This window comes from Pseudomonas rosaeacicularis (assembly GCF_057128745.1).
In genome coordinates this window covers 122,296-136,091 of the sequence record NZ_JBSKHT010000020.1, presented here as the reverse complement: position 1 = coordinate 136,091, position 13,796 = coordinate 122,296, and the positions used below count along the sequence as shown (strand labels likewise).

The window sequence follows — 13,796 nt, the reverse complement described above, 5'->3', positions numbered from 1 at the left end:
TAGGTCATCGTCAAGATTAAATTCCGAAACCCCTCACCGCTTGCGCGGTGAGGGGTTTTGTTTTGGGCGGCCGGAAATCAGGAGGGTGGAGTTAGCGTCCGCTTGATTGCTTGGCGCAGACGGCTATGATGCGGACCTACGAACAAGAGCTGACCTATGCGTACATTGTTAAAGCTTCTGGAAAATGGCGAATTTCATTCGGGAGAGGCATTGGGCGCTGCGCTTGGGATCAGTAGGGCTGCGGTTTGGAAAAAGCTTCAGCAAGCTGAGGCTGAGTTCGGCGTCGAAATCCATAAGGTCCGGGGGCGAGGATACCGTTTGGCGAGCCCGGTATGCCTCTTGGACGCTGAATCCCTTTCAGTAGCCCTCTCCGAGCTTAAATGGACGGTTCGCGTATATGACACCCTCGGATCGACTAACGCTGAAGCAATGCGTCTGATAGGCAGTGGGTGCCCTTTGCCGCTTTTGGTGTTGGCAGAGCAGCAAACTGCTGGGCGTGGACGCCGGGGTCGAAGGTGGATCAGCCCTTTTGGTGAGAATATTTACTTCAGTCTAGCTCTAAGGATTGATGGTGGAATGCGCCAATTGGAGGGGATGAGCTTGCTCGTAGGTCTCGCAGTGGTAAAGACGCTAAGAGAGGCAGGAATAAGCTCTTCAGGTTTGAAATGGCCGAATGATATTTTGGTAAACCGCCATAAACTGGCCGGCATTCTGCTTGAGCTGACTGGGGATCCAGCGGATGTTTGTCACGTGGTCATTGGCGTTGGGATTAATGTGAACATGCGTAGCTCTACTGAGGTTGATCAATCCTGGACCTCGATGTGTATTGAGGCAGGCCGCGCGTTTGATAGAAACTTAGTGGCTTCAGCCCTGGCGTTAAACCTTGATGTTTATATGCGCGCGCATAAAGCCCATGGCTTCGCGGCGTTCCAGGAGGAGTGGGAGCGATCTCATCTATGGCAGGGCGCTCAGGTTACGTTGCTAGCGGGGCTTGCTGAAATTAAGGGAATCGTTCTGGGGGTCGACTCTACGGGCGCCCTACGTCTCGAGGTGCAGGGCCAAGAAAAAGTATTTAGCGGCGGAGAATTGAGTCTTCGGTTAACGAATCCGGTGGAGCGGGCGCGACAATAGAGGGCAAAGGCTGCTCGCTAAAAAAAAATATTGTCATATGAAAAGGCATTGCAACTGCGGATTAGTTTGCATAGAATGGCGCCCGCTTCGCCGTGCGACATAGTTACAAACCACAGCGGAGCGACAGTCAACGTTTGTAACCTCAGGTTTTTTATGAGAAAAAGGTTGACAGAAGGGTAGCATGAGTTGAGAATGCTGCCTCGCTTAGGAGGGGTTCCCGAGCGGCCAAAGGGATCAGACTGTAAATCTGACGTCTACGACTTCGAAGGTTCGAATCCTTCCCCCTCCACCAAATTTCGAGAGTAAGCGGTAAGCTCTGCGGGTGTAGTTTAGTGGTAGAACCTCAGCCTTCCAAGCTGATGATGCGGGTTCGATTCCCGCCACCCGCTCCAGATTTACTGGTTATGCAATGTGTTTTGCTCTTGTAGCTCAGTTGGTAGAGCACACCCTTGGTAAGGGTGAGGTCAGCGGTTCAAATCCGCTCAAGAGCTCCATTACTTAGGCAGATATGAAAGTATCTGCCTTTGTTTTGAGTGTCAGGTTTTGGTTGCTTGGGTGCCAAGCCCAGCTTCTTTCCCTGGCTTAACGGTGGTCTGGTTGGGCTCCTTTCGGGGTTTAGCTGAATAGCTGTTGAAATGTTCCTGTTGGGTCATCATAATGGTCGGCCTGATTTTGCTTTTAGGTCAGTAGCTCAATTGGCAGAGCGACGGTCTCCAAAACCGTAGGTTGGGGGTTCGATTCCCTCCTGACCTGCCAGATTCACTAAATGTATCTGGCTTTCTTTTCACAGGATTTTAGTAGATGAATCCAAAGGCTGAAGCCCAAGACTCCCGTTTTGATCTCCTTAAATGGCTTGTAGTAGTCATTTTGGTGGTTGTTGGCGTCGTTGGAAATCAATACTACTCGGCGCAGCCAATCCTGTATCGCGTGCTCGCATTACTTGCTATTGCTGCGGTTGCAGCTTATGTGGGGTTGCAGACGGGCAAGGGCAAAGCTTTCTTTGTGTTGGCCAAGGAAGCTCGCGCCGAAATTCGTAAAGTCGTATGGCCTACTCGCCAAGAAACTACCCAGACCACTCTGATTGTAGTGGCTGTGGTTCTCGTAATGGCGCTGCTCTTGTGGGGTTTAGATTCCCTGCTAGGCTGGCTTGTTTCCTTGATTGTTGGCTAAGGGTGTCCCGTGGCTAAGCGTTGGTACGTTGTTCATGCTTATTCGGGTTACGAGAAGCATGTTATGCGCTCGTTGGTCGAGCGCGTAAAGCTGGCTGGCATGGAAGATGGCTTTGGCGAAATTCTGGTTCCCACTGAAGAAGTGGTTGAAATGCGTAATGGCCAGAAACGCAAAAGCGAGCGCAAATTCTTCCCAGGCTATGTGCTGGTCCAGATGGACATGAACGAGGGTACTTGGCATTTGGTCAAAGATACTCCTCGAGTCATGGGTTTCATTGGCGGTACCGCAGACAAGCCTGCGCCCATCACTGACAAAGAAGCTGAGGCGATTTTGCGTCGCGTTGCGGATGGCAGTGATAAGCCGAAGCCTAAGACTCTTTTTGAGCCGGGCGAAGTGGTTCGGGTTACCGACGGACCATTCGCTGACTTTAATGGGACGGTTGAAGAAGTTAACTACGAAAAGAGCCGTATCCAGGTGGCCGTGCTTATTTTCGGACGCTCCACTCCGGTGGAGCTCGAGTTCAGTCAGGTCGAAAAGGCATAGCTGAACGGAAAATCCCCACCCCGCAGCTTTGGGCTGCGGGGTTTTGTCGTCACTGGGATATACGTGCAAGTAATCGGGGAGCCTTTAGAGGCGTTTGAACCCGTAATTGGAGTGCCTCATGGCCAAGAAAATTACCGCTTACATCAAGCTTCAAGTGAAAGCCGCTCAAGCTAACCCAAGTCCTCCAGTCGGTCCTGCGTTGGGTCAGCATGGCGTGAACATCATGGAATTTTGCAAGGCCTTCAACGCCCGCACTCAGGGTATTGAGCCAGGTCTTCCAACTCCAGTTATTATCACGGTTTACAGCGACCGCAGCTTTACCTTTGAAACCAAAAGCACCCCGGCGTCGGTTCTGCTGAAGAAGGCTGCTGGCTTGACCAGTGGTTCAGCACGTCCGAACACCGTTAAGGTTGGCACTGTTACTCGTGCGCAACTTGAAGATATCGCAAAGGCAAAAAATGCCGATCTGACTGCTGCTGATATGGACGCTGCTGTCCGTACTATCGCCGGTTCTGCTCGTAGCATGGGCCTTAACGTGGAGGGTGTGTAATGGCTAAGCTGACTAAGCGTCAAAAGGCAATCGCTGCCAAGATCGAACCAGGCAAGTCCTACAGCTTCGTCGATGCAGCTGCTTTGCTGACAGAGTTGTCGACTGTTAAATTCAGCGAGTCTGTAGACGTAGCTGTGAACCTTGGCGTCGATCCGCGTAAATCGGATCAGGTCGTTCGTAGCGCAACTGTTTTGCCGCACGGTACTGGCAAGACTGTTCGCGTTGCCGTCTTCACCCAGGGTCCGGCCGCTGAAGCTGCCTTGGCCGCCGGCGCAGATCGCGTTGGTATGGATGATCTGGCCGCTGAAATGAAGGCTGGCGATCTGAATTATGACGTAGTTATCGCCTCCCCGGATGCAATGCGCGTTGTAGGTCAGTTGGGTCAAATCCTTGGTCCTCGTGGCCTTATGCCTAACCCTAAAGTCGGTACTGTTACTCCAGACGTAGCCACAGCGGTTAAGAACGCTAAAGCTGGTCAGGTTCGTTATCGCACTGACAAGAACGGCATCATCCACACTTCCGTTGGTAAAGTCGGCTTTGACGCAGACAAGCTGAAGGAAAACGTTGAAGCGCTGATCGCTGATCTGAAGCGTATCAAGCCTGCTTCATCGAAAGGCATTTACGTTAAGCGCGTTACCCTGAGCACTACCATGGGCCCGGGCCTGGTCATCGACCAAGGTTCGTTGGACGCGTAAGACCGGTATGGCACATTAACCGTGCCATCCAAAAATTGGGGTCCCTGCTTTGCGGGGGCTATCCAAGACCGTAGGCGGCGAAAGTCTTAAAATTCAAGCCTACGCAGATGGTGCTCCCGGTTCCTTACCGAATCAGACACCAAAACGACATCCGGCTTCGGCCAGATGAAACGGTAACAAGCAGGAGTTAAACCCGTGGCAATTAAACTCGAAGACAAGAAGGCCATCGTCGCTGAAGTCAACGAGGCTGCCAAAGTCGCTCTTTCCGCTGTTGTGGCTGACGCCCGCGGTGTGACAGTAGGCGCAATGACCGGACTCCGTAAAGAGGCTCGTGAAGCTGGCGTTTACGTACGTGTTGTACGTAACACCCTGCTGCGACGTGCCGTTGCTGACACTCAATACAGTGTTCTCAACGATGCGTTCACCGGCCCGACCTTGATTGCGTTCTCCAACGAACATCCTGGCGCTGCTGCCCGTTTGTTCAAAGAGTTCGCCAAAGGTCAGGATAAGTTCGAGATCAAGGCAGCTGCGTTCGAGGGCAAGTTCCTCGCAGCTAATCAGATCGACGTACTGGCAACTCTGCCGACCCGTGACGAAGCAATTTCCCAGCTGATGAGCGTGATTCAAGGCGCTACCAGCAAATTGGCTCGTACTCTGGCGGCTATTCGCGACCAAAAAGAAGCTGCAGCAGCGTAAAGCTCGCCACTTCTGATCGCGTATTTTTGTTTATTTCGATGGTCGCGTAGGCCGTCCCCAATTCAGGAATTAGATTCATGTCTATCTCTCAAGACGATATCCTCAACGCAGTAAGCGAGATGTCCGTTCTGCAAGTCGTTGAGCTGATCAAAGCCTTTGAAGAAAAGTTCGGCGTTACTGCTGCTGCAGCTTCGGCTGGTCCAGCTGCTGCTGCTGCTGTTGTTGAAGAGCAAACTGAATTCAACGTCATGCTGCTGGAAGCTGGCGAGAAGAAAGTTAACGTCATCAAGGCTGTACGTGAGCTGACTGGTCTGGGCTTGAAAGAAGCCAAGGCTGTCGTAGACGGCGCTCCTGGCATCGTTCTGGAAGCCGTTGCTAAAGACGCAGCTGACAAAGCCAAGGCTACCTTGGAAGAAGCAGGCGCTAAAGTCGAGCTGAAATAAGCATCGACCTTGCGTCTCCAGCCCGCGCTTCTCGCGTAAGGCTGATGGCTGGTGGCTTCTGCCACCGGCCTTTTTCCGTTATTGGCAGCCGGCTGGGTCGGCGCCTCTAACGTGCTGTAACCACCTCGAACGGTGGCGCAAACCATGGGGTTTGCAAGATTTTCTGGCTGCTCCCGTCGGGAGAGGCCAAACAAGCAGGTGACCAAGCTGGGGAACGCTGATGGCTTACTCATATACTGAGAAAAAACGTATCCGCAAGGACTTTAGCAAGTTGCCGGACGTCATGGATGTGCCTTATCTCCTGGCCATCCAGCTGGATTCGTATCGTGAATTCTTGCAAGCGGGAGCGACTAAAGATCAGTTCCGCGACGTGGGCCTGCATGCGGCCTTCAAATCCGTTTTCCCGATCATCAGTTACTCCGGCAATGCTGCGCTGGAGTACGTCGGATATCGTCTGGGCGAACCGGCTTTTGATGTCAAGGAATGCGTGCTACGCGGCGTGACGTACGCTGTACCTTTGCGGGTAAAAGTGCGTCTGATCATTTTCGACAAAGAATCGTCGAACAAAGCGATCAAGGATATCAAAGAGCAAGAAGTCTACATGGGCGAAATCCCCCTGATGACTGAGAACGGTACCTTCGTAATCAACGGTACCGAGCGCGTTATCGTTTCCCAGCTGCACCGTTCCCCGGGCGTGTTCTTCGATCACGACCGTGGCAAGACTCACAGCTCCGGCAAACTGCTGTACTCTGCTCGGATCATTCCTTACCGCGGTTCGTGGCTCGACTTCGAGTTTGACCCTAAGGACTGCGTATTCGTCCGTATCGACCGTCGTCGCAAGCTTCCTGCTTCGGTGCTACTGCGTGCGTTGGGTTACACGACTGAACAGGTCCTGGATGCCTTCTACACCACTAACGTCTTCCACGTTCAGGGCGAAAACCTGAGCTTGGAGTTGGTGCCTCAGCGCCTGCGCGGTGAGATCGCAGTACTCGACATTCTGGATGACAAAGGCAAGGTAATTGTCGAGCAAGGTCGCCGTATCACAGCTCGCCATATCAACCAGCTTGAAAAGGCCAACATCAAAGAGTTGGAAGTTCCGCTGGACTACGTCCTGGGTCGCACTACCGCCAAGGCCATCGTGCATCCTGCGACCGGCGAAATCATCGCTGAATGTAATACCGAGTTGAACACCGAGATCCTCGCCAAAGTTGCCAAGGCTCAGGTGGTTCGCATCGAGACCTTGTATACCAACGACATCGACTGCGGTCCGTTCATCTCGGATACATTGAAGATCGATTCGACCGGCAATCAACTGGAAGCGCTGGTAGAAATCTACCGGATGATGCGACCTGGCGAGCCGCCAACCAAAGACGCAGCGGAAACGTTGTTCAACAACCTGTTCTTCAGCCCTGAGCGCTATGATCTGTCTGCGGTCGGCCGGATGAAGTTCAACCGCCGGATCGGTCGAACCGAAATCGAAGGTTCGGGCGTGTTGTGCAAAGAAGACATCGTTGCCGTCCTCAAGACTCTTGTCGACATTCGTAACGGCAAAGGCATCGTCGATGACATCGACCACCTCGGTAACCGTCGTGTTCGTTGCGTAGGTGAGATGGCCGAAAACCAGTTCCGCGTTGGCTTGGTACGTGTAGAGCGTGCTGTCAAAGAGCGTCTGTCCATGGCGGAAAGTGAAGGCCTGATGCCTCAGGATTTGATCAACGCCAAGCCAGTCGCCGCAGCGGTCAAAGAGTTCTTCGGTTCCAGCCAGCTTTCTCAGTTCATGGACCAGAACAACCCGCTGTCTGAGATCACGCACAAGCGTCGTGTATCTGCACTCGGCCCTGGTGGTTTGACCCGTGAGCGGGCAGGCTTCGAAGTCCGAGACGTGCACCCGACGCACTATGGGCGTGTTTGCCCCATCGAAACGCCGGAAGGTCCGAACATCGGCCTGATCAACTCCTTGGCTGCGTATGCGCGCACCAACCAGTATGGCTTCCTTGAGAGCCCGTACCGCGTGGTGAAAGATGCGCTTGTGACTGACGAAATCGTGTTCCTCTCGGCAATTGAGGAAGCGGATCACGTCATCGCCCAGGCATCTGCTGCAATGAACGACAAAAAGCAGCTGGTCGACGAGCTGGTTGCTGTTCGTCACTTGAACGAATTCACGGTTAAAGCGCCGGAAGACGTCACGTTGATGGATGTTTCGCCCAAGCAGGTTGTGTCGGTTGCAGCATCGCTTATTCCGTTTCTTGAGCACGATGACGCCAACCGCGCATTGATGGGTTCGAACATGCAGCGTCAGGCTGTTCCAACTCTGCGCGCTGACAAGCCGCTGGTTGGTACTGGCATGGAGCGCAACGTTGCTCGCGACTCTGGCGTGTGTGTCGTGGCACGTCGCGGCGGTGTTATCGATTCTGTCGATGCCAGCCGTATCGTGGTTCGCGTTGCAGATGACGAAGTCGAGACCGGTGAAGCCGGTGTTGATATCTATAACCTCACCAAGTACACCCGCTCGAACCAGAACACCTGCATTAACCAGCGTCCGCTGGTGAGTAAGGGTGATCGTGTTCAACGTAGCGATATCATGGCTGACGGCCCTTCCACCGATATGGGTGAGCTGGCTCTAGGTCAGAACATGCGTATCGCGTTCATGGCATGGAACGGCTTCAACTTCGAAGACTCAATCTGCCTTTCGGAGCGAGTTGTTCAGGAGGACCGTTTCACTACGATCCACATTCAGGAACTGACGTGTGTGGCTCGTGACACCAAGCTTGGGCCTGAAGAGATCACTGCTGACATCCCGAACGTGGGCGAAGCAGCGCTGAACAAGCTGGACGAAGCCGGTATCGTTTATGTAGGCGCTGAAGTTGGCGCTGGCGACATTCTGGTAGGTAAGGTCACTCCAAAAGGCGAGACCCAGCTGACTCCAGAAGAAAAGCTGTTGCGTGCAATCTTCGGTGAAAAAGCGAGCGACGTTAAAGACACGTCTCTTCGCGTACCTACTGGTACCAAAGGTACTGTTATCGACGTGCAAGTCTTCACGCGTGACGGCGTAGAGCGTGACGCTCGTGCACTGTCTATCGAAAAGACGCAGCTCGACGAAATCCGCAAAGATCTGAATGAAGAGTTCCGTATCGTCGAAGGTGCGACCTTTGAGCGTCTGCGTTCCGCTTTGGTCGGTCGTGTTGCCGAAGGTGGTGCTGGCCTGAAAAAAGGCCAGGAAATCACTGACGAAATCCTTGATGGTCTGGAGCATGGGCAGTGGTTCAAGCTGCGCATGGTTGAAGATGCGTTGAACGAGCAGCTCGAAAAGGCTCAGGCTTACATCGTTGACCGCCGGCGTCTGTTGGATGACAAGTTTGAAGATAAGAAGCGCAAGTTGCAGCAAGGCGACGACCTTGCTCCGGGCGTTCTCAAAATCGTTAAGGTCTATCTCGCCATTCGTCGTCGTATCCAGCCAGGCGACAAAATGGCTGGACGTCACGGTAACAAGGGTGTGGTCTCCGTGATCATGCCGGTTGAAGACATGCCGCACGATGCCAATGGCACGCCGGTTGATATCGTCCTCAACCCTTTGGGTGTACCTTCGCGTATGAACGTTGGTCAAATTCTCGAAACCCACCTGGGCCTTGCAGCCAAAGGTTTGGGCGAGAAGATCAACCGTATGATTGAGGAGCAGCGCAAGGTTGCTGACCTGCGTAAGTTCCTGAACGAGATCTACAACGAAATCGGCGGTCGCCAGGAAAGTCTGGAAGACCTGTCCGACCAGGAAATCCTGGATCTCGCAAAGAACCTGCGTGGCGGCGTTCCTATGGCTACCCCGGTATTCGATGGTGCCAAGGAAAGCGAAATCAAGGCCATGCTTAAACTGGCTGATATGCCAGAAAGCGGCCAGATGCAGCTGTTCGACGGCCGTACCGGCAACAAGTTTGAGCGTCCGGTTACTGTTGGCTATATGTACATGCTGAAGCTGAACCACTTGGTGGACGACAAGATGCACGCGCGTTCCACTGGTTCCTACAGCCTGGTTACCCAGCAGCCGCTGGGTGGTAAGGCGCAGTTCGGTGGTCAGCGTTTCGGTGAGATGGAGGTCTGGGCGCTGGAAGCATATGGCGCGGCTTACACGCTGCAAGAAATGCTCACAGTGAAGTCGGACGATGTGAACGGTCGTACCAAGATGTATAAAAACATCGTGGACGGCGATCACCGCATGGAGCCGGGCATGCCCGAGTCCTTCAACGTGTTGATCAAAGAAATCCGTTCCCTCGGTATCGATATCGATCTGGAAACCGAATAACACGTGACGTGAATCGAGGGTGGGTCGGTATGACTGCCCTCTGCTCCGCCAGGAGGAAAGGCCTTGAAAGACCTACTGAATTTGCTGAAAAACCAGGGTCAAGTCGAAGAGTTCGACGCCATCCGTATCGGATTGGCATCGCCTGAGATGATCCGTTCGTGGTCGTTCGGTGAAGTTAAAAAGCCGGAAACCATCAACTACCGTACGTTCAAGCCTGAGCGTGACGGCCTGTTCTGCGCCAAGATCTTTGGCCCGGTAAAGGACTACGAGTGCCTGTGCGGTAAGTACAAGCGCTTGAAGCATCGTGGCGTGATCTGCGAGAAGTGCGGCGTAGAAGTAGCACTGGCCAAGGTTCGTCGTGAGCGCATGGCTCACATTGAGCTGGCATCGCCGGTTGCTCACATCTGGTTCCTGAAATCGCTGCCGTCCCGTATCGGCTTGCTGATGGATATGACCCTTCGTGATATCGAACGCGTTCTCTATTTCGAGAGCTACGTTGTTATCGATCCAGGCATGACCACCCTTGAAAAAGGTCAGTTGCTGAACGACGAGCAGTACTTCGAAGCCCTTGAAGAATTCGGTGACGACTTCGACGCCCGCATGGGGGCAGAGGCTGTCCGCGAGCTACTGCATGCTATCGACTTGGAGCACGAGATTGGTCGTCTGCGCGAAGAAATTCCGCAAACCAATTCTGAGACCAAGATCAAGAAGCTATCCAAGCGTCTGAAGCTGATGGAAGCCTTCCAGGGTTCCGGCAACCTTCCAGAATGGATGGTGTTGACAGTTCTGCCGGTTCTACCGCCAGATCTTCGTCCGCTCGTGCCTCTTGACGGTGGTCGATTTGCTACGTCTGATCTCAACGATCTTTATCGTCGAGTGATCAACCGTAACAACCGTTTGAAGCGTCTTTTGGACCTGTCTGCTCCTGACATCATCGTGCGTAACGAAAAACGCATGCTTCAGGAAGCGGTTGATGCGCTGCTCGACAACGGTCGTCGCGGTCGCGCCATTACTGGCTCGAACAAGCGTCCGCTGAAATCTTTGGCTGATATGATCAAAGGTAAGCAAGGTCGTTTCCGTCAGAACTTGCTCGGTAAGCGTGTTGACTACTCCGGTCGTTCGGTAATCACCGTAGGTCCGACCCTGCGTCTCCACCAGTGCGGTCTGCCTAAGAAAATGGCTCTCGAGCTGTTCAAGCCTTTCATTTTCGGCAAGCTGGAAATGCGTGGTCTCGCTACCACCATCAAAGCTGCCAAAAAGATGGTTGAGCGCGAGCTGCCAGAGGTCTGGGACGTTCTCGCCGAAGTGATTCGCGAACACCCAGTGCTGCTCAACCGTGCCCCAACCCTTCACCGTCTGGGTATTCAGGCGTTTGAGCCGGTTCTGATCGAAGGTAAGGCGATTCAGCTTCACCCGTTGGTCTGCGCTGCGTACAACGCCGACTTCGACGGTGACCAAATGGCTGTTCACGTACCTTTGACGCTGGAAGCTCAGCTTGAAGCGCGTGCGTTGATGATGTCGACCAACAACATCCTGTCGCCAGCGAACGGTGAGCCGATCATCGTTCCTTCGCAGGACGTTGTATTGGGTCTTTACTATATGACTCGTGAAGCGATTAACGCCAAGGGCGAAGGTCGTGTGTTCGCGGATCTGCAGGAAGTTGACCGTGTATTCCGCGCCGGCGAAGCCGCGCTGCATGCCAAGGTCAAAGTGCGGATTAATGAAACGGTCAACGACCGTGATGGCGGCAGCGTGAGCGGCACCCGCATTGTCGACACTACCGTCGGCCGTGCGCTGCTGTATCAGGTTGTGCCGAAAGGTCTGTCATACGACGTCGTCAATCAACCGATGAAGAAAAAGGCGATCTCCAAGCTGATCAACCAATGCTATCGCGTGGTGGGTTTGAAAGAGACTGTCATCTTTGCTGACCAGTTGATGTACACCGGTTTTGCCTACTCGACGATCTCAGGTGTCTCCATCGGCGTTAACGACTTCGTTATCCCAGATGAAAAAGCTCGGATCATCGATGCTGCTACCGATGAAGTTAAAGAGATCGAAAGCCAGTACGCTTCGGGCCTGGTTACTCAGGGCGAGAAGTACAACAAGGTGATCGACCTTTGGTCCAAGGCGAACGACGAAGTCTCGAAAGCGATGATGTCGAACCTGTCCAAAGAGCGTGTGATCGACCGTCACGGCGTCGAGGTTGATCAAGAGTCGTTCAACTCGATGTACATGATGGCTGACTCCGGTGCACGGGGTTCGGCTGCGCAGATTCGTCAGTTGGCTGGTATGCGTGGTCTGATGGCCAAGCCGGATGGCTCGATCATCGAGACGCCGATTACCGCTAACTTCCGTGAAGGTTTGAGCGTACTTCAGTACTTCATCTCCACTCACGGTGCTCGTAAAGGTCTGGCGGATACGGCTTTGAAAACGGCTAACTCCGGTTACCTGACGCGTCGCCTCGTGGATGTGGCTCAGGACTTGGTTGTTACCGAAGTTGATTGCGGTACCGAGCACGGCCTGTTGATGACGCCGCACATTGAGGGCGGTGATGTAGTTGAGCCGCTGGGTGAGCGCGTATTGGGTCGAGTTATTGCCCGCGACGTGTTTAAGCCTGGCACCGACGAGGTCATCGTTCCTGCGGGTTCATTGATCGACGAGAAGTGGGTCGAATTCATCGAGCTGAACAGCATCGACGAAGTGATTGTGCGTTCGCCAATTAGCTGTGAAACGCGCTACGGCATCTGTGCCAAGTGCTACGGTCGCGATCTGGCTCGTGGTCACCAGGTGAATATCGGTGAAGCTGTCGGCGTAATTGCTGCCCAGTCGATCGGTGAGCCAGGTACTCAGCTGACCATGCGTACGTTCCACATCGGTGGTGCGGCGAGCCGGACTTCCGCTGCTGATAGCGTTCAGGTGAAGAATGGCGGCATCGTTCGCCTACATAACCTGAAGCACGTCGAGCGTCTTGATGGTCACCTGGTTGCTGTATCTCGCTCTGGCGAGCTGGCGATCGCAGACGAATTCGGTCGCGAGCGCGAGCGTTACAAGCTGCCGTACGGTGCGGTAATTCTGGTGAAGGAAGGCGACAAGGTCGACGCTGGCTCGATCGTGGCAAAGTGGGATCCGCACACTCACCCGATCGTTACCGAAATGAAAGGTACCGTCACTTATGTAGGCATGGAAGAAGGCATCACGATCAAGCGTCAGACCGACGAACTCACAGGTTTGACCAACATCGAAGTGCTGGATGCCAAAGACCGTCCTGCAGCAGGCAAAGATATTCGTCCTGCAGTGAAGATGGTTGGTATTGATGGTAAGGATCTGTTGCTGCCGGGTACTGACGTACCTGCTCAATACTTCCTGCCAGCAAATGCCTTGGTAGGTGTAGCGGATGGTGTGCAGGTCGGTGTCGGTGATGTTATCGCCCGTATCCCGCAAGAAACCTCCAAGACCCGTGACATCACCGGTGGTTTGCCACGTGTTGCCGACTTGTTCGAAGCGCGCCGTCCGAAAGAAGCCTCAATTCTGGCTGAAGTCAGTGGTACGATCGCGTTCGGTAAAGAGACCAAGGGCAAACGCCGTCTGGTCATCACGCCGAATGACGGTAGCGATCCGTATGAGGAGTTGATTCCTAAGTGGCGTCACCTGAACGTCTTTGAAGGCGAGCAAGTGAGCCGCGGCGAAGTCATCTCCGACGGCCCTAGCGACCCGCACGATATCTTGCGTCTGCTGGGCGTCAGTGCTTTAGCCAAATATATCGTCAACGAGATTCAAGACGTTTACCGTCTACAGGGCGTTAAGATCAACGACAAGCACATCGAAACGATCCTTCGTCAGATGTTGCGTAAAGTCGAGATCGCTGAATCCGGTGATTCAACCTTCATCAAAGGCGACCAGATGGAGTTGACTCACGTCCTGGTAGAAAACGAGCGTTTGGCTGCGGACGAAAAATTCGTATCCAAATTCACTCGTGTACTGCTTGGTATCACCAAGGCGTCGCTTTCTACTGAGTCGTTCATCTCCGCGGCGTCGTTCCAAGAGACGACTCGCGTACTGACCGAAGCAGCGGTAACTGGCAAGCGTGATTACTTGCGCGGGCTGAAGGAGAACGTGGTTGTGGGTCGTTTGATCCCGGCCGGTACCGGTTTGGCGTATCACAGCGAGCGTAAGCGTCGTCGTGAAGTCGACAAGCCGTTGCGTGTCAGTGCAAGCGAAGTTGAAGCAGCTTTGACTGAAGCGCTGAACTCCAGCAGTAATTGAGCGCAGGGCCC

Annotated in this window: 9 protein-coding genes and 4 tRNA genes; all 13 read left to right on the top strand. The window is 53.7% G+C overall.

The annotated features are described in order from the left end of the window. Positions 1-156 precede the first annotated feature (156 nt). The 13 genes from birA (at position 157) to rpoC (ending at position 13,785) form a co-directional block, all read left to right on the top strand. Complete coding sequence (gene birA / locus ACWKWM_RS24455; RefSeq protein ID WP_483848578.1) at positions 157-1,131, top strand: bifunctional biotin--[acetyl-CoA-carboxylase] ligase/biotin operon repressor BirA; 975 nt, start codon at positions 157-159, stop codon at positions 1,129-1,131. 207 nt (positions 1,132-1,338) lie between these two features. Then, a tRNA-Tyr gene (locus ACWKWM_RS24450) sits at positions 1,339-1,423 on the top strand. A gap of 26 nt (positions 1,424-1,449) precedes the next feature. Beyond that, positions 1,450-1,523, top strand: a tRNA-Gly gene (locus ACWKWM_RS24445). Positions 1,524-1,549: 26 nt separating this feature from the next. Next, a tRNA-Thr gene (locus tag ACWKWM_RS24440) sits at positions 1,550-1,625 on the top strand. 186 nt (positions 1,626-1,811) lie between these two features. Beyond that, a tRNA-Trp gene (locus ACWKWM_RS24435) sits at positions 1,812-1,887 on the top strand. Positions 1,888-1,932: 45 nt separating this feature from the next. Further along, positions 1,933-2,301: a preprotein translocase subunit SecE gene (secE, locus tag ACWKWM_RS24430; protein ID WP_483848577.1), complete on the top strand. Its 369-nt coding sequence runs from the start codon at positions 1,933-1,935 to the stop codon at positions 2,299-2,301. Positions 2,302-2,310: 9 nt separating this feature from the next. Beyond that, positions 2,311-2,844 (top strand): transcription termination/antitermination protein NusG, encoded by a 534-nt coding sequence (gene nusG / locus ACWKWM_RS24425; protein ID WP_003317113.1) that lies wholly within the window; start codon positions 2,311-2,313, stop codon positions 2,842-2,844. A gap of 118 nt (positions 2,845-2,962) precedes the next feature. Continuing rightward, positions 2,963-3,394, top strand: coding sequence for a 50S ribosomal protein L11 (gene rplK, locus ACWKWM_RS24420; RefSeq protein WP_065833634.1), 432 nt, complete (start codon positions 2,963-2,965; stop codon positions 3,392-3,394). Next, the gene (gene rplA / locus ACWKWM_RS24415; protein ID WP_483838096.1) at positions 3,394-4,089 is read left to right on the top strand and encodes a 50S ribosomal protein L1; all 696 of its coding nucleotides are present in this window, start codon (positions 3,394-3,396) and stop codon (positions 4,087-4,089) included. The genes rplK and rplA overlap by 1 nt, the downstream gene beginning before the upstream one ends. Positions 4,090-4,284: 195 nt before the next feature. Next, positions 4,285-4,785: a 50S ribosomal protein L10 gene (rplJ, locus tag ACWKWM_RS24410; RefSeq protein ID WP_331185423.1), complete on the top strand. Its 501-nt coding sequence runs from the start codon at positions 4,285-4,287 to the stop codon at positions 4,783-4,785. Between the two features lie 77 nt (positions 4,786-4,862). Continuing rightward, positions 4,863-5,228 (top strand): 50S ribosomal protein L7/L12, encoded by a 366-nt coding sequence (rplL, locus tag ACWKWM_RS24405; protein WP_268798246.1) that lies wholly within the window; start codon positions 4,863-4,865, stop codon positions 5,226-5,228. Between the two features lie 220 nt (positions 5,229-5,448). Further along, positions 5,449-9,522, top strand: a complete 4,074-nt coding sequence (gene rpoB, locus ACWKWM_RS24400) for a DNA-directed RNA polymerase subunit beta (RefSeq protein WP_483848576.1) — start codon at positions 5,449-5,451, stop codon at positions 9,520-9,522. Positions 9,523-9,585: 63 nt separating this feature from the next. After that, positions 9,586-13,785 carry a DNA-directed RNA polymerase subunit beta' gene (gene rpoC / locus ACWKWM_RS24395; protein WP_483848575.1) on the top strand — a complete coding sequence of 1,400 codons (4,200 nt, stop codon included), beginning with the start codon at positions 9,586-9,588 and terminating at the stop codon, positions 13,783-13,785. Positions 13,786-13,796: the final 11 nt, after the last annotated feature.